13 protein-coding genes are annotated in these 19,961 nt (G+C 67.4%); 8 read left to right on the top strand and 5 right to left on the bottom strand.

Annotated features, from left to right (window positions below):
• The first annotated feature begins 125 nt into the window (after positions 1-125).
• The 4 genes from ACULPM_RS08075 to ACULPM_RS08060 are packed head-to-tail and all read left to right on the top strand — an operon-like array spanning position 126 to position 3,327.
• Complete coding sequence (locus ACULPM_RS08075) at positions 126-986, top strand: SatD family protein (protein ID WP_445332056.1); 861 nt, start codon at positions 126-128, stop codon at positions 984-986.
• The gene (locus ACULPM_RS08070) at positions 987-1,754 is read left to right on the top strand and encodes a DUF3307 domain-containing protein (RefSeq protein WP_445332057.1); all 768 of its coding nucleotides are present in this window, start codon (positions 987-989) and stop codon (positions 1,752-1,754) included.
• A 29-nt stretch (positions 1,755-1,783) separates the two neighbouring features.
• A complete protein-coding gene (locus tag ACULPM_RS08065; RefSeq protein WP_445332058.1) occupies positions 1,784-2,641 on the top strand; it encodes a protein phosphatase 2C domain-containing protein in 858 nt (285 codons plus the stop codon).
• Positions 2,642-2,643: 2 nt separating this feature from the next.
• Entirely contained in the window at positions 2,644-3,327 is a 684-nt protein-coding gene (locus ACULPM_RS08060; protein WP_445332059.1) for an aldo/keto reductase, read from the top strand.
• 147 nt (positions 3,328-3,474) lie between these two features.
• On the opposite strand, the gene ACULPM_RS08055 is transcribed toward ACULPM_RS08060, so the two are convergent.
• From ACULPM_RS08055 to ACULPM_RS08045, 3 genes are all read right to left on the bottom strand, one after another.
• Positions 3,475-5,499, bottom strand: a complete 2,025-nt coding sequence (locus tag ACULPM_RS08055) for an FUSC family protein (RefSeq protein ID WP_445331889.1) — start codon at positions 5,497-5,499, stop codon at positions 3,475-3,477.
• A gap of 348 nt (positions 5,500-5,847) precedes the next feature.
• The gene (locus ACULPM_RS08050) at positions 5,848-7,095 is read right to left on the bottom strand and encodes an Nramp family divalent metal transporter (protein WP_445331890.1); all 1,248 of its coding nucleotides are present in this window, start codon (positions 7,093-7,095) and stop codon (positions 5,848-5,850) included.
• Entirely contained in the window at positions 7,092-8,948 is a 1,857-nt protein-coding gene (locus ACULPM_RS08045; RefSeq protein ID WP_445331891.1) for a magnesium transporter, read from the bottom strand. The genes ACULPM_RS08050 and ACULPM_RS08045 overlap by 4 nt, the downstream gene beginning before the upstream one ends.
• Positions 8,949-9,139: 191 nt before the next feature.
• Between ACULPM_RS08045 and ACULPM_RS08040 the strand changes: the two genes are divergently transcribed.
• From ACULPM_RS08040 to ACULPM_RS08030, 3 genes are all read left to right on the top strand, one after another.
• The gene (locus tag ACULPM_RS08040) at positions 9,140-12,172 is read left to right on the top strand and encodes a glycoside hydrolase family 3 protein (RefSeq protein ID WP_445331892.1); all 3,033 of its coding nucleotides are present in this window, start codon (positions 9,140-9,142) and stop codon (positions 12,170-12,172) included.
• A gap of 187 nt (positions 12,173-12,359) precedes the next feature.
• Positions 12,360-12,839 carry a PH domain-containing protein gene (locus ACULPM_RS08035; protein WP_445331893.1) on the top strand — a complete coding sequence of 160 codons (480 nt, stop codon included), beginning with the start codon at positions 12,360-12,362 and terminating at the stop codon, positions 12,837-12,839.
• Entirely contained in the window at positions 12,836-14,479 is a 1,644-nt protein-coding gene (locus tag ACULPM_RS08030) for a PH domain-containing protein (RefSeq protein ID WP_445331894.1), read from the top strand. Before ACULPM_RS08035 ends, ACULPM_RS08030 begins: the two co-directional genes overlap by 4 nt.
• A 115-nt stretch (positions 14,480-14,594) precedes the next feature.
• Here the strand turns inward: ACULPM_RS08030 and ACULPM_RS08025 are convergent, their stop codons facing one another.
• On the bottom strand, positions 14,595-15,938 hold the full coding sequence (locus ACULPM_RS08025; RefSeq protein WP_445331895.1) for a GHKL domain-containing protein: 1,344 nt from the start codon (positions 15,936-15,938) through the stop codon (positions 14,595-14,597).
• The gene (locus tag ACULPM_RS08020) at positions 15,938-16,648 is read right to left on the bottom strand and encodes a LytR/AlgR family response regulator transcription factor (protein WP_167930520.1); all 711 of its coding nucleotides are present in this window, start codon (positions 16,646-16,648) and stop codon (positions 15,938-15,940) included. Before ACULPM_RS08020 ends, ACULPM_RS08025 begins: the two co-directional genes overlap by 1 nt.
• 136 nt (positions 16,649-16,784) lie before the next feature.
• Between ACULPM_RS08020 and ACULPM_RS08015 the strand changes: the two genes are divergently transcribed.
• Complete coding sequence (locus ACULPM_RS08015) at positions 16,785-19,871, top strand: glycoside hydrolase family 3 N-terminal domain-containing protein (RefSeq protein ID WP_445331896.1); 3,087 nt, start codon at positions 16,785-16,787, stop codon at positions 19,869-19,871.
• Positions 19,872-19,961 lie beyond the last annotated feature (90 nt).

Genomic DNA, 19,961 nt, shown 5'->3' with positions numbered 1-19,961 from the left:
CCTGCTGTGCGTCAGGCCCCTTTCTCTGTTTATCTATCCAAGTCCGTTTGGCGCAGTTTTTCTGCACTAAGCATGCTTCGCGCAAAAAAACCGCGCTATTCTTGGTAAGACGAAGGAGGGGTAGCGTGGAGCAATTCAGTGCGTTGATTGCCGATATTGAGGATTCGAGAGCCTACGAAATTGAGGAACGACTCTCCATACAGAGAAAGCTGGAGGCATCAATCAGGTTTCTCAACGAGCTGCATGGCGGAGGAATGGCGGTGAGCGCCGCGTTCAGCGGTGGGGATGAGATACAAGGCCTCTTTTTAAATACTGCCGCCGCATTTCTTTATTATCGTGAGCTGTCCATCCTCATGGCTCCCGTTAAGATGCGTGGCGGCATCGGAGTGGGCGGCTGGGAGGTCAACATTGAGGGCGAGCCGTCGCCCGCGCAGGACGGGACGGCGTACCACTGCGCTCGCGCCGCCGCCGAGGAGGCCAAAGCAAGCCGGCTCTATCGCCTTGTAATTTGGGGAAACCACAAGAGTTCGGAGCTAACCGTGCTGGCAGGCTATGCCATTGGAATCTGCTGCGGAAGGAGTAAGAAGCAAGAGGCGGTCGCGCGCCTCGTTGAGCTCTGCAGGCCGCTGGTCGCATCGCCTGTCTTTGCGGCAGGGTCGGCGGGATGGGAATTGGAGGAGGCCCGCGCGCACCTGCTCAATTTGCTTCTAGAGGGAGACCGTACAGCCTATGATGCGTGGCGTCGCGCCGGGGTTCTAAGCGGGAGGGATTTTCCCGATGGCGCAGTCGAGAACGTAGACGTCGGATGTCGTGGTGGTGATTCCTGGCCGACGGAGAGTCTCCGGGGACTATCCTACCGGCTTGCCAGTGTAGAGGGGTTCATGTCGAGGAGCAGCATCGACAGGCTAATTGGCTCCGGCTGCGTTTTGGAGGAACGCAACGCGGCCGCCCTCATGGTCCGTTGGTGCCAAGGAGGGGAGAGATAGGTGGGCGCAGCGATTGGCAGCATGCTGCTCGCGCACTTGCTGGGGGATTTCTACCTGCAGACCGACGGCATGGCTAGGGCAAAGGAAAGCTCGGCGGTCATGCTTGCGAGTCACGCCGTATTGTGCGCTGCGCTGTCTGCCCTTGCGGCCGGGGTCCTCATTGGCGTGGGCTTACCTTGGATTGCGCTTGTCGCGGTTGCGACGGGAATCACCCACGCCGCGCTTGACGGGGTGGTCCGCCCTAAGGTCAGACACCGCCTCGGAGACTGGAAGGGATACTGCCTTGATCAGTCACTTCATATCACCGTGTGCGCGGGCATGGGCGTTCTTGCCGAGCTTTTCTCCGTAGATGGGCGATCATTGCTGGATGCGGACGCCCGCTTAGCGACGCTCCTTGCCGTTTTCGCATCTGTCCTTTTCGCGGGCAAGCCGGGTGAGGTGACCGTGAGGGAGCTCCTGGGGTCGCTGAGAGAATTCGACGCTGCGTCACGCTCGAAAGAGAAGATTGTCCTCGCGGCGCAGCGCTCGGGCCGAATCATCGGCGTCGTTGAGCGAACCATTGTTGTGGCGCTAGCGCTTCTTGGCCAGTACTCTGCGATTGCATTTGTGATGACTGCCAAGAGTATTGCGCGATTCAAGAAGATTGAGGAAAGCGGTGATTTTGCGGAGCAGTATCTTGTTGGAACCCTGGCGAGCTTGGGGATTGCCCTAATCGGATCCGTCCTATTTTCAACTCTTATTACAGGTGTTCCGACGCTCACACATTGACTTGGCCCCTGACGTGGCGGAGGTATCCGATGCGCCATTTCCACTTCACCGACCGCGGGAACGCCGTGAACGAGGACTTCGTCCGGGCGACGTCGAGCTATGGCATCGTGATTGACGGGGCCACGGGGCTTGCGGGCGCGCCGCTCTTTGCGGGGCGCTTCGGGAGCAATGCGCAGTGGTTCTCCCACACGGTGGGCGCCGGCGCGTGCGAGGCGCTGGAGGCAGGGGCCTCGGCCGAGGAGGCGCTCCGGTCCGCCGTCGCCTCGGCGCGCTCGGAGCTTGAGGAGGCGCTGGGCTGCCCGCTTGCGCAGGCCGACCCCGACGCCATTCCCTCGGCGACGCTCGCGCTCGCCGTTGTGTCCGCCGACGCCGTGGAGCTCTACGGGCTGGGGGACTCCCCGCTCGTTGCCGTCATGCGCGATGGCTCGACGTTCTTCTCGACGGACGAGGTGCTCGAGGGGCTGGATGCCGAGGCGCTCCGCGTGAGCCGCGAGCGTGCCGCTGCCTTCGGGCGCGCTCTCTCGGGCCCCGAGAAGCGGGCGCTGGTGGATGACGTCATCCTGGACCACCGACGGCTGCGGAACACCGAGGGCGGCTACTGGTGCCTGGACCCCTCCGGCGCGGGGCTTGCCCACCTGCGTCGCGCGGCGCTTCCGCGTCCCGAGGTGGTCGCGGTTGCCGGCATGAGCGACGGGATGTGGCGGGCGTTCGGGTCCTTTGGGCTGGCCAATGCCGCAGGCGAGCTGCCGGAGCTGTCCGCCGCGCGAGTCGAGGGGCTCGCGGCGGAGCTCCGGGAGCTTGAGGAGGCGGATCCGGACTACGTGCGATATCCTCGCCTCAAGAAATCGGACGACGCAAGCGTGTTCTGGCTTGGAAGGGAGGGGTGACCATGGGGGTCATGCTGACGGGTGGCGTGGAGATCCCACAGATCGGTTTCGGCACGCTCCAGATACGCCCCGACGAGACGCAGGCCGCCGTGGAGGGGGCGCTGGCCTTGGGCTACCGCCACGTGGATACCGCGGCGGCGTACATGAACGAGGCGGGGGTCGGCGCGGCGCTCGCGGCGACGGGCCTGGCGGGCGAGGTCTTTGTGACGACCAAGCTGCGGACCTTCGAGCAGGGGTACGACCCCACGCTGCGCGCCTTTGAGGCGTCGCGCGCCGCCCTGGGCGTCGACGTGGTCGACCTCTACCTCATCCATTGGCCCGCCCCCGCGCTGGGGACCTACGTTGACTCGTGGCGAGCGATGGCCCGGCTGCTCGAGGAGGGCGTGGTCAGGGCAATTGGCGTCTCTAATTTCCTGCCCGAGCACATCGCGCGGCTGGCCGACGAGGTCGGGGTGCTTCCCGCCATCGACCAGGTGGAGAGCCACCCGAGCTTCTGGCGTCCGGAGCTCGAGGCCTACTGTCGCGAGCGCGGCATCGTGGTCGAGGCGTATGCGCCGCTCGGCCACGGCGGGGACCTTGCCGCCATCTCGACGCTCAACAGCCCGGATGCCCGCCTCTTTGGCGACACGGCGACGAACGTCAACCGCCAGGACCCGGCCGACATGCTCGCTCGCGGCATGCTCTGAGGGTCGGCGTCCCGGCGTGCAAAGGGGGCAGGCGTGCAAAGGGGACGGGCCGTGCCACTGGCGTCAGGTTTATTTGGCACGCAAACCGCGCGTGCCAAATAAACCTGACGCCAGTGGCACGGCCCGTCCCCTTTGCACGCCGGGAAGCTACGGGCGGATTTCCTCGACGTAGGTGGGGCGCTGCACGAGGGCGCCCCGGGCGTCGTCGATGGCGAGGCGCAGCTCTCCCGCGCGGTCGACGTACTGCTCGAGAACGTAGCGCAGGTCCGGCTCCTCAAGCTCGAAGAGCATCTCCTCGGCCGCGTCCACGCCCGTGCCAAAGCGCTGCGGGTCGCAGTTTGCCTCGGCGAGGTCGATGATCCGCTCGAAGAGCGGCCGCTCGTCATCCCCCACCTCGTGCAGACGCACCAGCAGCTCGAGCTGCTCGAGCTCGCACATGATCTCCCAGAGGCAGAAGAGCGCACGCTCCGCCGCGTCGCGATAGCGCGCCAGCTCGGCGATTTCTCGGTCCTTCTCGCCCGCCTCGCCGAGCGACTCGACGAACTCCGCCGCCTGGGTGTGGAGCATCTGGAAGTGAAGCAGGGTCTCGGACGAGACGACGGTGTCCACGCGGTGCGTGAGGGTGAGGCGGATGAGGCGCCAGTAGCGCCCGACCATGCCGATCATCTGGTGGAAGTTGGCAACGAAGAGCCGTCGCTCCGAGGTGGGGCACACGAGGTGGTTGACGATCGCGACGGTGGCGATGGCGAGCAGGAGGCTCGCGATGCGCATGGTGGTGGCGTAGCGGTCGTCGATGGAGACCGACGCCATGGAGACGGCGTAGGCGGTCGCGAAGAACGCCGACGGAACGGAGCCGGGCTTGGTGGCATACATCGGCCCCACGAGGAACATCCCGAGGATGGTGACCTCGACCCAGCCGAGGTCGAGCAGCGCCAGGCCGTGCACGAAGAGGCACCCGATGACGGTCCCCACCATGCGGGTGCGCATGCGGTGGAGCGACTCGTGCGGGAAGGGCTGCAGCAGCAGGAAGGCGTGGAGGGCGAACCAGTAGAGGTGGTCGACGGGGAACAGCAGGTTCGAGGCGCAGCTCACGGCGAGGACGGCTCCGCAGCGGATGGAGAAGCGCATCTCAAACGACTCGAGGCTGAGGCGCTTGCGGAAGCTCGTCACGCGGGCGAGGTCGGAGGCGGAGAGGCGCCAGGGGCGCTGGTGCGGGTCGGGCGCGGTGCGGAGGATGAGCAGCGCCAGGTTGAGGTAGCTCTGATAGAAGATGCGGAAGCGGTCCTCGGCGATGCTCGTTCCCTCGAGCAGCTCCTGGGCGCGGGGGATGAGCCGGTGGCAGCGCACGGAGACGTCGCCCTCGAGCGCGGCGTTGAGGTCGCGCGTGAGCTGGCCGAGCTCGCCGAGGGCGCGCGCGTGCTCCTCCTGGTGGCTCGCGTCCCAGTCGAAGTTGCCGGCGAGGTAGGCGGTCCGCTGCGCGAGTGTCGCAAACATGTCGAGGAGGTTCTGTACGCGGACGGGCGCCGAGGAGTCCTCCCGAGCGGTATACGCCATGCGGGCGAAGTCGCGTCTGAGCTGGAGGAGCTCGGAGCTGAGGTTGGGGCCGACGCCGCCCTTCGAGGCCCGCGTCAGGTCATCGGCGAGGCGGCCGACGAGTTCGTGCAGGCGGGTGCGGGCGCGCTGCGCGTGGTGCTGGAGGCGTCCTGCCACGACGAGCGTGACGATGAGGGTGGCGCAGCAGGTGGCGAGCACGAGGGCCTGCGTCGCGAACGTGTCCACGATGGCCTCGGGCCGGAGCTCAAGGAAGCAGAAGAGCATCGTGTAGGGGAAGTAGCGACGTGGGTTGAGCTGCGACGAGCGCATGAAGACGAGCAGGAACGGCATGAGGAGGTTCACGATGACGCACGGCACCACGCCGATGACGGCAACGCGCGCCGCAACGAGCGCGAGCGCGCTCACCAGCACGAATCGGGCGTACTGGCCCGGTGGGTTGTACTTTCGCAGCCGCGCCTGGAAGAGCGAGGTGTACGGGGAGACCGCGAGGAGGTAGTTGGACCCAAAGGCAAGGTGCACGATCCAGAAGAGCGCGATGAAGAAGAGGATGGTGGGCAGCGTGTCGGCAAAGCGGCCCCGCCAGTCCTCGGCCCATGCGCGCACGCTCTCTGAATGCATCCCCTCGCCCCCTCAGCTCCCTTCGACCATACCGCAAAGACGACGCCGGGTCGCGCAAGGCGCCCAGCGGGGGCGGAGGGCATGCCCGACGGCATGGGCGCCTGCAATCAGGGGGATAGTGTGTAAAAATCGGACGGCGGCCTGCAATCAGGGGGATAGTGTGAAGGGTTTTCGGAGGGCCCCCGGGTGGAGGCCCGACAAAACCCCAGTTGGCGTCAGACTGATACGGGGCAAAGGACGCCTGGAGCACGAAAAGTGCTTCACACTATCCCCCCGATTGCAGCTGGACGGCCGGATCTTTCGCACTATCCCCCTGATTGCAGGAGAGGATGGGCGGTGCGCCTCGCGTCACATCCCCATGGCCTGCATCACGAACATCACGACGGTGAGGATGGCCACGGCGACGATGGTGAACCACGTGAGCGCGTTCCAGATGCGACCGTTCGCAAAGTGCCCCATCACGTGGCGGTCGCTCGCGATGAGCACCATGAAGACGAGGAGGACGGGCAGCAGGACTCCGTTGATGACCTGCGCCACCATCATGATGCCGAAGAGGTTGACGTTGGGCAGCACCACCACGACGGCGGAGATGCCGATGACCGCCGTGATGATTCCCCGGTAGGCGGGCGCCTCCGACCAGCTGCGGTCCGCGCCGCGCTCCCAGCCGAAGGCCTCGCAGATGGCGCTTGAGGTGATGCCGGGCAGGACGCAGGCCGCGAGGAGCGAGGCCCCGGCGAGCCCCGCGCCGAAGAGCGCCTCCGCGTAGCTGCCGACGAGCGGTGCGAGCGCCGACGCCGCGTCCTCCGCGCCGTTCACGACGACCCCGGCCGGGTTCAGCACAGCCCCCGTCGTGAGGATGATGAACCACGAGATGGCACTTGCCACCACGGCCCCCGTCACGGTGTCGATGCGCTGGTAGGGGAGGTCGGCCGCCCGTGCGTTCTTCTCGACCACGTTGCTCTGGGCGAGGAAGAGCATCCAGGGAGCGATGGTGGTGCCGACGTTCGCGACCAGCAGCGAGAGGTACTGCGGCGAGGCCGTGACGTGCGGGATCACGGTGTGGATCAGGGCGTCGCCCCAGTCGGGCCCTACCATCACGCCGGCGATGACGTAGGTCACGAAGACGCATGCGATGGCGAGAAGGACCTTCTCGATGCGTCGGTATGAGCCGCTCATCGTGAGCAGCCAAATGGCGAGCGCCGCCACCGGCACGGACACGATCGGGGGCACGCCGAAGAGGGCGAGTGCCGAGGCGATGCCGGCGAACTCGGAGAGCGTGACGGTGGTGTTTGAGATGAGCAGCGCGAGCATGGCCACGACGGAGAGGCGCACGCCGAACTGCTCGCGGATGAGCGAGGCGAACCCCTTGCCCGTGACGCAGCCCATGCGCGCGGCAGTCTCCTGGGCCACGATCAGCAGGAAGCACATCACCGGCACGGTCCAGAGCTGGTCGAAGCCGAAGAGCGCGCCGGCGTTGGAGTAGGTGGCCACGCCGCCCGCGTCCGCGCCGGCAAGGGCGGCCACCATGCCGGGGCCCATCGCCGCGAGGATGCGTCGCGGCTCGAGCGACGAAGAGGGCGCGTCGTCCTTCATCATCCCACCAGCCCCAGGGGTCCGGCGAGCGCCAGCACGGCAGCAAGGAACACCACCACGGCCACCAGCATTGAGACGAGGGAGAGCGTGAAGCCGGAGGTCTCCTTGTTGGTCTCGTCGCGCCGGCGAAGGACGGCCAGGTAGATGGGCGTGGTCGCAAACGAGACGAACGTGGAGACGGCCGCTGCCACGCCTCCCGCAGAGAGCGCGGGGCCGAGCCGCTCGATCGAGGAGGGGACGGCGGGGGAGGCGATGACGCTCTCGAGCCCGAGGACGATGAGCGCCACGAGCGCGCCGAGCGCGACGCCGAGGCCGAGCCCCTTGAAGGCGAAGCCGAGCGCGGAGGGCGCGTCCTCGTCGTCGGGGTCGTTCTCGAGGAAGAAGTTGGTGACGTAGCTCACGGAGTCATCCGCGAGCACGAGCGCGACCGCAAGCGGGATGGTGGCGGCGAGCGTCTCGCCGAGGCCGAGCCGCGTCCCCGCGACGAGGGCGAGCGCCACCACGCCGACGGCCCACAGGACCACCCACACGTTGCGGCGCACGAGCCAGATGAGCGTGCTCGCGTGCCCGGAGTCCTCGCCGTCTGCGGAGCCGCCGGCGACGCGCAGGTCCTCGGCGTGCTCCTCCTCCAGGACGTCGAGCGCGTCATCGACGGTGACGATGCCCAAGAGGCGCCCCTCGTCGTTTACGACGGGCATGGCCAGCAGGTTGTACTTGGCGATGTCCTCGGCCACGTCCTCCTGGTCGTCCTCGGGGCTCGCCGTGATGAGGTCCTCGGTCGCAAGCTCGGAGAGCCGCGTCTCGGGGTCGGCCACGATGAGGCCGGGAAGCGTCACCACGCCGGCGAGCTTGCCGTCCTCGTCGGTGAGGTAGACGTAGCGCACGGACTCGAAGTCCTCGTCCAGCCCGCGCAGCATCTCCACGGCGTCGGCCACGGTGGCGTCGTCGGGCACCGTGGCGACCTCGGAGGTCATGATGCGGCCGGCCGTGTTCTCGCGGTATCCCAGCAGCTGGCGGATGGCGCGCTGCTCCTGCACGCCCATGAGGCGCAGGAGTTTCTCCGCCTTGTCGTAGTCGAGCTCGGAGACGAGCTCGGCAGCGTCGTCCGGGTCCATCTCGGCCAGCATGCGCGAGGCGTCGGTCTCGTTGAGAGAGCCCATGAGCTCGGCGGCCATGGCGTCGTCGTCGAACTCCGCCATGGCGTCGGCGCGCTGCTCGTCGTCGAGCTGCGCGAAGACCTGGCCGCGCAGGCGCGGGTCCAGCCGCTCGATGATGTCGGCGATGTCGGCGGGGTGCATGTCGTCGAGCGTCTTGTGGCTCACGGAGAGCTTGACGTTGGAGAGGTCGCGCTCCACGAGGTCCATGTAGTTCCACGCGATGATCTTCTCGGGCATGGGATGGCCGAAGGTCCGCGCCAGCCTGAGCGCCACGCTCTCGAGCGCGGGGTGGAGGCTGCGCAGCAGGCCGCGCGCTCCCACCTCGGCGCCGAGCAGGCGCAGCTGGGTGGAGCTCGTGTCCGAGAGCTTGAGGTCGTTCACGCGGACGACGCGCATGCCGTGCGTGTCCACGATCTGCTTGTTCAGGATGTCGCGGGCGAGAAGGACCTCGTCCGGCTGGAGATACGAGAAGCGCAGGTCGGTGGCTATGACCTTGAGGTTGACCTCGTTCTCGTCATAGCGCTCGACGTACTTGCGCCAGGAGATCATGATCGGCGTGCGCCCGGGGCCCATGAAGGCCAGGCTCGTGACTCGGGGGAAGACCTCGCCGGTGGCGATGCCGAGATCGGAAACCGTGCCGATCTTCTCGCCATCGGCATCCAGAACGGGGTTGCCCAGTAGCTGGGACAGGTAGATCATCTGCGCTCCTTCGCTTGCGTCACTCGACGCGCCACGGGAGCGCGCCGCAGGTCATCGACTGTGAGGTCGAGGTTTCATGCGGACCCTTCTCTTCGGGGATTTTCCAACCGACATTGTAGCCCATGCCGTGTCGCGGCGGGTCGTTAGAATAGGACGGGAACCGCGAGGCGGCGTCGATCTGAGGAGGGTGCGTGGGCAAGAGGGGTCGCAGGGTCGTGAGGGTGGTCGCGTGCGCGGGTGCCGTGGTGGCGGTGGGCGCGCTCGTGGCGGCCAACGTGGCCATGGCGCTTCTCGGCGACACGGTCGACTCCTTCCTGGGCACCGACGTGGTGAACGTCGAGCCCGAGGAGCGCGACGCCACGATGGAGAAGGGGCGCGAACTCGCGGAGCGCGTGGAGGCCGAGGGCATCGTCCTGCTGCGCAACGAGGATGAGGCGCTGCCCCTCCCCTCCGACGTGACGCAGGTCAACGTCTTTGGCTGGGCGTCTACGCAGTGGGTGGCGAGCGGGTCTGGCTCCGGCCAGGTGACCGGCGAGACGATGGGGCTTCTCGCCGCGCTCGAGGAGCGGGGCATCGCGTACAACACGCAGCTCACGGACATGTACCGCGGCTTTCACGGCGAGCGCGCCTACCGCTCCGCGGGCGCCCTCAACAGCCACGACACCGAGTTCTGCCGCCTCTACGAGCCGAGCGTCCGCGACAGGACGTGCTACTCCGAGGACCTTCTCGCCGCGGCGGAGGCGTACTCGGACACGGCGATCGTGGTCATCGGGCGCGTCTCCGGCGAGTCCATCGACTGCCCGAGCGCGCAGCACAAGGTGAGCGGCCGCGACGGCGAGGTGGACGTCGACGTCACGCGAGGCTACCTCGAGCTCTCGCGCGAGGAGGAGGACCTGCTGCGCTACGTGGGCGCGACCTACGAGCGCGTGGTGGTGCTGGTCAACTCCACCAACACGATGGAGCTCGGCGAGCTCGAGACCATACCGGGGATAGACGCCGCGCTCATCGTGGGCACCACCGGCGAGGTGGGCGCCCGGGCCGTCGTCGGCGCGCTCTGGGGCGACGTCAACCCCTCTGGCCGCACGGCGGACACCTACGCCTACGCCTTCGAGACGGCTGCGAGCTGGGCCAACTCGGGCGCCATGGGCGAGGGGCTCTACACCAACGGCGCGGGCCTCTACCCGGCAGACGGCACGCTCAACGCCAACGTCGGCGTGGCCGAGACCTACGACGGGGTGCGCTTCGTGGACTACGCCGAGGGCATCTACGTGGGATACCGCTGGTACGAGACGGCCGACGCCGAGGGCTTCTGGGACGACGTGGAGAACGAGCATGGCACGGGCTACGATGCCGTGGTCCAGTACCCGTTTGGCTACGGCCTCAGCTACACGTCCTTCTCGTGGCAGGTCACGGCGCGCGCGCCCGGCCAGGGCATGCGCGTGGACCGCGAGACGAACGTCTCCATCACCGTGCGCGTCACCAACACCGGGGAGGTGGCCGGCCGCGACGTGGTGCAGCTCTACTGCACGCCGCCCTACGAGCCCGGCGGCATCGAGAAGGCCTCGACGGTGCTCGTAGCCTTTGCCAAGACGCGCCTTCTGCAGCCGGGGGAGAGCCAGGACGTGACGCTCTCCTTCGCGCTCGACGACGTTGCTTCCTACGACTGCTATGACGCCAACGGCAACGACTTTGCGGGCTACGAGCTCGAGCGCGGCGAGTATGTCGTCGAGCTCAAGCGAAACGCGCACGAGCTCGCGGACTGCGACTACGCGCGGACGACCTATTACCTGCCCTCTGACGTGCTCTGCGAGAAGGACCTCCAGACGGGCGCCACCGTGACCAATCGCTTCACCGGCGAGTCCGCGGAGGACGGCGTCTCCATCGACGGCTCGGACTCCGCCGCCGGCATCACGTACCTCACGCGCGCGGACTTCGCGGGGACGTTCCCGCGCCAGGGGAGTGCGGCCCGCGCCATGACGGACAACGTCATGGCCCTCAACCTCTACGGCGAGGACCGCGTCGAGGCCGATGCGCGCCGCTACGAGAGCGAGCTCGCCACGCCGCTCAACCAGCCACTCGTCTCGTCCGCGGGCGACTACTGGCAGCTCACCGAGGACGGCGAGCTCACGCAGATGGGCAGGGAGCTGGGCCTTGACTACGACGACCCGCGCTGGGAGCTCCTGCTCGACTACGTCTCGTTGGCGGACATGGAGCGGCTCGTTCTCCACGGCTATCTGGCCACGGGGGACATCGACGGGATCGGCAAGCCGCGCACCAAGGAGGTGGACGGCCCCGCGCAGGTAGGGTCGTTCAACCAGCTGAGCTATGGCGTGGGCTATCCCGGCCCGACGGTGCTCGCGCAGACGTGGAACGTCGACCTCGCGCGCGAGTACGGTGCGCAGGTGGGCCTTGAGTGCGCGATGATCGGCGTGGACGGCTGGTACGCGCCGTGCGCCAACGTCCACCGCACGCCCGTGGGCGGCCGCAACTACGAGTACTATGCCGAGGACCCGCTGCTGTGCGGCACCATGGCCGCCGAGGTGGTCGCCGGCGCGCGCGATGCGGGCACCTACGCCTTCCTCAAGCACTTTGCCGTCAACAACCAGGACTCCTACCGGGACTCTCTCTACACGTGGCTCACGGAGCAGACGCTGCGCGAGATCTATCTCGCGCCGTTCCAGCGCGCCGTCGAGCGCGGGACGACGGGCCTCATGACCTCGTACAACCGCATCGGCGCCACGTGGGCGGGCGGCAGCCGCGCGCTGCTCACGAGCGTGCTGCGCGGCGAGTGGGGCTTCGAGGGCGCCGTCATCACGGACTACGCCGACCATCAGACATACATGAACGCGGACGAGATGCTGCGTGCCGGCGGGGACCTCTACATGGACGGCGTCTTCCGCAACGGGGCCTTCACGTACGGGTTCACGCAGGACGAGCTCCTGGCCGCGGAGGGCACTCCCGAGGAGCCACGCGCCGTGAGCTACCTCACCAACCTGAGGCGCGCCGCCAAGAACGTGCTCTATGCGTGGCTCAACGCGCGCGCCACCAACCTCGCCTACAACGAGGCCGCGGCGAGCGTGGGCGAGCCGGGCATCGAGCGGCCGATCAAGACGCAGGGCTTCAACTACGTGGGGACCGCCCTTGCGATCGCCGACGCCGTGGCGGGCGTGGGCGTGATCGCGTGGGTGCACCGCGTTCTCGCTCGCCGCCGGTTGCGGTCCTGATGGGCGTGCCACTGGCGTCAGGTTTATTTGGCACAGGGACCGTGCAAAGGGGACAGGCACTTTCGCACGGGCGAACCGTGCGAAAGTGCCTGTCCCCTTTGCACGGTCCCTGTGCCAAATAAACCTGACGCCAGTGGCACGGCGGTCATGAGAGAATGATGTGGCGTCTTCCATGGAAAGGACTGGCATGTCAGATTTGCCCTCGCACCGGCTCGACCCGCGCATGCTGCGGGTGTGGTACGTCTCCGACATCATCGGCATCGTGGTGGTTGCCGCGCTGGCCGTCGCGGCCTGGCTCATCGTGCGCCATTTGGGCGGCGACGTCTTCTGGGTCTACCTCGTCGCGGGTGTCATCGAGGCCATCTGCGTCGTCGATCTTCTCGTCTCGCCGCGCGTCGAGTACGCCACCTGGCGCTATGACGTCACGCCCACCGATGTGGACCTCTACCACGGCGTCTTCACCAAGAAGCGCGTGCTCGTGCCGCTCGTGCGCGTCCAGCACGTGCAGACCAAGCAAGGCCCCATCCTGCGTGCGCACGGCCTGGCAACTGTGACCATCTCCACGGCGGGCGAGAGCTTCGAGATTCCCGGTCTCGCGGAGGACGACGCCAACGAGCTGCGCGACCGCGTCGCCGAGCTCGCGCGCCTCGCAAAGGAGGACGTGTGAGCGCCGGCGAGAAGGACCTCGAGCGGCTGGCCGTCCCCAGTCGCTCGCTCTTCGAGGGCGCCGACACAACCCCAGAGGCGTTGCGCGGCACGCACCGCGCCAACCCTCTCTCCGTGCTCGCCGAGGCGCTCAAGATGGCGTCTGGCCCGGTCGTCCTCGTGGCGTTTGGCCTGGCGCGGGACTTCTTTGCCGGGGACATCCTCGCGCTGGCCAAGCTGGCCCTCGCCGCCGTTGGCATCTTCACGGTCTGCCTGCTTCTGAGCTTTGCCGTCTGGCGTGCGCGGACCTGGGAGCTCACGGCCGAGGGCGTCCGCCTGTGCTGGGGCCTCGGCTGGGGTCCGTTCAGCAGGCGAAGCCTCACGGTTCCCTACGAGCACATCCACACGGTCTCGATGAACTCCGCCCTGATGGAGCGCCTCCTTGGCTTGGTCGCGCTCGACCTGGACACGGGCGCCGCGGCCTCGGAGGGCGACGCCTCCAAGATCTCCGGCCTGCGAGCGGGCGAGGCGGAGGCGCTGCGCGCGGAGCTCTTCCGTCGCAAGCGCGCTGCTGCCGGCCAGGTCGAGAAGGACGAGAAGGACGTGGCGCCCACTGCGGAGCACCCGCTCGCAATCTTCTCGCTCGAGGGCCGTGAGCTCGCCCTCGCCGCGGCCTCCCAGATGAGCGCCGGCAGCCAGGCCATCGCGCTCGTGGTCCTTCTCGTCAACGGGGCCAACCAGCTGATCGAGTGGGGGCTGCTTGACGTCGTGGGCAGAGGAGACGAGCTCATGGTCGGGCTCTCCCCGATGATCGTGCCCGTGGTCCTGGCGTTTCTCGCTATTACGCTCCTCTTGGGCGCGGCGGTCTCATTTGTGGTCAACCTCGTGCGCTATGCGGGCTATCGTGTGGAGCGCTATGCCGACCGCGTGGTCGTGGAGCACGGCCTGCTCTCCCGGTCGTCGCGCGCGCTCGCCGCGGGGCGCGTGCAGTACGTTGCGGTGCGGCAGGGCATCCTTCGACAGCTCATCGGGTACGCCGAGGTCACGGCGCAAGTGGTTGCCGCGCCGGGCGAGAAGGACGGCGAGCCCTCGGGCAGCGTGCTGCTGCATCCGTTTATCCGCTTGGGCGAGGTCGACGCGTTTCTCGCCGAGGTGTTGCCGGACTGCTCGGGCGTTCTGGGCCATGTTGAGCTGGGGAAGCTGGGGCCCGTCGCGCGTCGGCGCGCCGTGGTGCGCGCGGTGATCTGGTGGCCGTTTGCGACCGCGATCTTCCTTGGCGCTCAGTGGCTTTTCGGCCTTTCCGGCCTGCTTGAGAGCGCGGGATGGCTGCTGGAGCCGCTGCTCATTGCCGCGGCCGTGCTGAGCGTAGTGCTGCTCGTGGGGCTCGTCGTGGACGCACTGCGCGCTTGGGGCGCCGCTCGCTATGGCCATACCGCCCGCGAGTTGGTGCTCGTTACCGGTGGGCTCACGCGGCTCACCGTGATCGCGCCGCGCACCCGCCTGCAGCGCATGGAGATGCGTGCCAGCCCGTTCCAACGCCGGGCGGGCGTGGCCACGCTCTCCGCGCGCACGGCGGCAGGAGACGCCGACGGCCTCGAGCTGCGCGACCTCCCCGAAGAGGCAGCCGACGAGCTCCTGGCCTGGTATCGCCCGCGCGGGTAGCGTGCCACTGGCGTCAGGTTTATTTGGCACGCTCGGACCGCGTGCCAAATAAACCTGACGCCAGTGGCACGCGCCGCCGCGCATAACCTGACACCTTTGTCAGGCCCCACCTCCGTCAGGCTGCGGGGAAGATCGCGTTCACGTGGAAGCGGCCGCCCTCGGCGAGGACGGTGAGCGTGCCGCCGTAGCGCTCCGCGGTGAGGCGCATCGACCGCACGCCATAGCCGTGGCCCTCCTCGGGGCGCTGCGTGGTCACGGGCAGCCCGTCTCGCAGCGTGATCTCGCCAGCAAAGGGGTTCTCCACGTGGATGGACACCACGCCCGCCACCTGGCGCACCACGAGCGAGATGCTGCGCCGCTCGGGGTCGGGGATTGCGCGCGCCCCCGCAATCGCGTTGTCGAGCGCGTTGCCGAAGAGCGCGTAGATGTCGGCCGCGGACATGAAGTCGAGCGCGGGGCCGTCGGCGATGCAGGAGAGGGTGATGCCCGCCCGCCGGCACGCGAGGCTCTTCTCGGTGAGGATGGTGTCGAGCGCCTCGTTGCCAGTGCGAACCGTGGAGTCGTAGACGTCCACCTCGCGCGCGATGTCGTCGAGCGCGCCCCGGTCAACCACGGTCCCGCCGTCGGCAAGGCTGCGGATCTGGTGACGGATGTCGTGGCACTTCACGTTGATGGCCTCGATGTTCTCTCGGCTGCGCTCGTACTGGCGCTCCCGCTCGGCGAGCACGCGCTCGGTCGTCGCGCGCTCCACCTGGAGGCGGCGGCTCACGAGAAGCTCGTATTCGAGCGCGTACGTGAGCCCACAGGTGAGCCCGTGAAATCCGCGCAGCGCCGCCTCGTACATGAGGGGCAGCCCCCGGTCCGCCATGTCCTTGATGATGAGGTCGAACCCGATGACACCGAGCATGACCACCACCATGATGACGATGAGCGCCCGGTCGGACACCTCCTCGAGTCCCTCGCGGCTGATGTGGCGCGCAAAGACGCGGTAGAACGGCACGTAGACCGCAAGGATGCAGATGACGTTGAGGGCAAACCGCACGAGGTGCCCGCGCAGGGTGGGGTCCCCGGACTCCGGCACGCCGGCGGCCACCCAGACGAGCTCGGTGAGCCCCGAGGCAAAGTTCTGGACGGCGTACCCCGCGGTGCAGCAGAAGAGCGCCGTCCAGACCGAGGCGTCAAAGAGCCAGAGCGTGACGCCCACCATGATGGCCAGCAGGGCAGAGAACATCAGGAGCTGTACCGGATAGGGAAGGGCGTCGGACGGGTCTGGCGGGGCCGCAGGCGCCGGCATGGCGAGAAGAACCGTGCAGACCGCCGCGCCAACGACCGCAATCGCGGCCACGCGCCGGGCAAACCCCGCACGCCGCTCGAGCTGCCACGCAAACATCCCCACGCCTGCGACGGCGCTGCCGAAGGTCACGAGAAACGAGAGCGCGTATGCGACGGCCGTGGCCATCAGAAGCTCCTCCCCACGTAGTTGGCAAGCGTCTCGAGGGCGCGCCTGCGCTGCGAGCGGCTGTAGAAGAGCTCGGCCCCGCCCGTCACGGTCACGGACTCGCGGCCGATGCGCTCCACGCGCGCCATGTTGACGAGGCAGCCCGAGGAGATGCGCAGGAAGGACTGCGGGTCGAGCCGCTGCTCTGCTGCGCGGAGGCTTCCGCGCTCGCGGAGCTCGGTGCCGTCGACAAGGTGATAGCGCACATCGTGCTTGACGAGGTCGACGTAGGTGACATCCCTCTGCGCGATCACGCGCATGCCGTCCGCGGTGGGCAGTGCCAGGGTGCGCGCGGCGTTTCTCGCCACCGCGCGCATCGCGCGGTCCATGCGCATGGCAAAGTCCCCGTACTCGACAGGCTTGACCACGAAGTCAACCGCGTCGACGGAGTATCCGCGCACGGCGTACTGCGCGAGGTTGGTCACAAAGACGAGCGGGGTCTCGGTGTCGTAGCTGCGCAGGATCTCCGCGGCCTCCATGCCGTTGATGCCGGGCATGTCGATGTCCATGAAGACTAGGTCGGCCACGTGCCGGGAGTTGATGAACTCGAGGGCCGACGACAGGGTCTCGATCGAGAAGGACAGGTTCTTCTCGCTGGCGTACCTCTGCAGGTGGCCGTGCAGGAGGTCGGCCTCCGCCGGAGTGTCCTCGACGATGAGCATCCTGTACATGTGTCCTCCCGAAAGTGTCACGCCCTGCGACCGATTCTGTCACACCTCGCACACGGGGCGGGGCTGAACGTAAGCTGAGCGTCAGGATAGGATGCGGGCGGCATGCCGGCTGCCCGCGGGAGGAAGGGAGAAGGACGTGGCAAAACAGATTAGCACCGCTCGCAAGGTGGGAAGGGTGGTGAAGTCGATCGTCAAGGTGATCGTGGCCATCGTGCTCGTGGCGCTGCTGGCCGTGAACAACTTCGTGTTGCCGGGGCTCTACAGCGGATTCAGCCGCATGGTCGACTCGATGCTCGGCTACCAGCAGTCCTGGGACAACTCGGGCGTCAATGCCGATGGGCTGGACCTCGACTACAACAAGGCCGACTACGCCAGCGTCGACGAGCTCAAGGCGGCCGCGGAGGAGCTGGACAAGCAGATTGCCGCGGAGGGCTACGTGCTCCTCCAGAACGAGGGCGAGAGCCTGCCGCTGCCGGAGGGCACCACGCTCAGCTTCTTCAGCGAGTCGGTCAAGAACCTCACGAGCAGCCAGAGCATGATCAGCCAGTACACGGGCGGCGGCAAGGTGGACAACTCCACCTTCCTCAACACCTTTGCGGCCCACGGCCTCACGGTGAACGAGGAGCTGCTCGACTTCTACACCACGGGCGCCGGTGCCGCGTACACGATGGGCGCAGGCTCCATCAACTTTGGCGACGACGAGGACTTCTCCATCAACGAGTGCCCGCTCTCCGTGATGGAGGATTCCGGCGTGCTGGCCAGCGCCGAGGGCACCACGCCCGTCTTTGTGCTGCGCCGCGTGGCCGGCGAGGGCCGCGACATGCCGCGCTCCATGTACAACCACGCGGATAACCCCGAGGACCAGGCGCGCACCTACCTGGAGCCGGATAGCACGGAGCTGGAGATCCTGCAGTACCTGAACGACAACTTCGACAACACCGTGCTCATCGTCAACACGGCCTCGGCGCTTGACCTGGACTTCCTGGAGGACATGCCCAACATCAAGTCGGTCCTCTTCGTGCCGAGCACGGGCACCTACGGCCTCGACTCGCTCGCGGGCATCATGGCGGGTGACATCAACCCGTCCGCCCGCACGGCGGACACCTTCTCCGGCGAGCCGCTCAAGAGCCCGGCCGCGCAGAACTTCGGCGACTACCAGTACGTTGACGAGAGCGGCGAGCTCACCAAGTACAACTACGTCACGTACGCCGAGGGCATCTACGTGGGCTACAAGTACTACGAGACGCGCTACGAGGACGTGGTCATGGGCACCGGCAACGCCGGGGGCTTCTCCTACGCGGACGAGGTCACGCACCCGTTTGGCTTTGGCCTCTCCTACACCACCTTCGAGTGGTCGGACTTCTCGACCGCGTGGTCTGGCGACGAGTGCACCGCGCGCGTAACCGTGACCAACACCGGTGACGTGGCGGGCAAGGACGTCGTGGAGCTCTACGCCCAGTCCCCGTACACGGACTACGACCAAGCCAACGGCGTGGAGAAGGCCTCCGTGGAGCTGGTGGGCCTGGGCAAGACCAAGCTCCTCGAGCCGGGCGAGAGCCAGACCGTGGAGATCACCTTCAGCGAGGAGCAGCTCAAGGCCTATGACGCCAACGGCGCCGGCACTTACATCCTCGACGCGGGTACCTATTACGTGACCGCCGGCAAGAACGCGCACGACGCGGTAAACAACGTGCTCGCCGCCAAGGGCTACACCACGGCCGACGGCATGGACGCCGAGGGCAACGTCGCGATGACGGCCACCTACGTGCCCGACAACGCGGGCGTGGACGCCACGACCTACGCTGCCGACTCCTACACGGGCGAGAAGATCGAGAACCTCTTCGAGGAGGCCGCCGGCGACGCCACGTACCTCACGCGCTCCGACTGGACGGGCACCTGGCCCGCGCACGACGGCACCCCGCTCGAGGGTACCGTCTCCACCTGGGGCAACGAGATCAACGGCGAGCTCGACGGCCAGCCGGCCTCGCTCCTCTACGTGAAGGAGGCCTCCGACGAGCTGGTCGCGCAGCTCGACTCCACCGAGTCGGGCAGCCCCATCGACCCGGCGAGCATCACCGACGAGCCGGTCTACGGTGCGGACAACGGGCTCACGCTGATTGACCTGCGTGGCAAGGACTACGACGACCCCATGTGGGATGACCTGCTCGACCAGCTAACGCCCGAGGACTACGACCTCACCATCGCTCGCGGCGGCTACGGCACCGAGGCGCTGGAGAGCGTGGGCAAGCCCTTCGCGATTGACGCCGACACCGCCTCCGGTCTCATCTACGGTGGCAACGGCCTCTCCTTCTGCACGCCCGTCACCGTGACGCAGACCTGGAACCAGGACATCTACCTCGACTACGGCGAGATGATCGGCAACGACGCCGCGATGGGCACGACCAACGGCTGGTACGCCCCCTCTATGAACATCCACCGCACGCCCTTCACCGGCCGCAACGGCGAGTACTACTCCGAGGACGGGTTCCTCTCCGGCGTGATCGGCTCGCTCGAGGTCAAGGGCGCCGCCTCCAAGGGCGTCTACGCCATGATCAAGCACTTTGCGCTCAACGACCAGGAGAACCACCGCGGCGACCGCGAGGGCCAGTACTCCATCGCCACCTGGGCCAACGAGCAGTCCATCCGCGAGATCTACCTCGAGCCCTTCGAGACGTGCATGAAGGTGGGCGACGTCGACCTCAACTACCTCGAGGACAACGGCGACGGAACCTACTCCAACGCCACGAAGCGGGTTCGCGCCTGCCAGGGCGTCATGACCGCCTTCAACCGCATCGGCGCCACCTGGACCGGCGGCTCCTACGCGCTGCTCACCGAGCTCGTGCGCGACGAGTGGGGCTTTGACGGCTTCGTCATCACGGACAACGCCAACACCGGTGTGTTCATGGATGCCTACCAGATGATCGAGGCGGGCGGAGACTCCAAGCTCACCTATCAGGACCAGACCAGCTGGTGGACCTACGACAAGGACAATGCGGCCCAGTACCACTACGGTCGAGAGGCGATCCATCACCTGCTCTACACCGTGGCCAACTCCAACGCCATGGACGGCGCCATGCCCGGCAGCGTCTACAAGCCCGGCATGCAGACGGTCGAGAAGATCATGCTCGGCATCAACGTCGTGAGCGTCGTGGGCCTCGGCCTCATCGGCTTCACCGCCTGGCGCAACCACGTCAAGCGCAAGGCCGAGCGCGCCGAGCAGTAGCGCGCGGCTACAGTCCCCCTCTCAGGCGCCGGCCCGCGATCCGCGGGACGGCTCCGTGCCACCGTGCCACCATGGTAAAGGGGTCGAGGG

This window comes from Thermophilibacter sp. ZX-H3 (assembly GCF_052599055.1).
The sequence above is the reverse complement of the archived record's forward strand: the minus strand, read 5'-3'. Positions and strand labels throughout refer to the sequence as shown.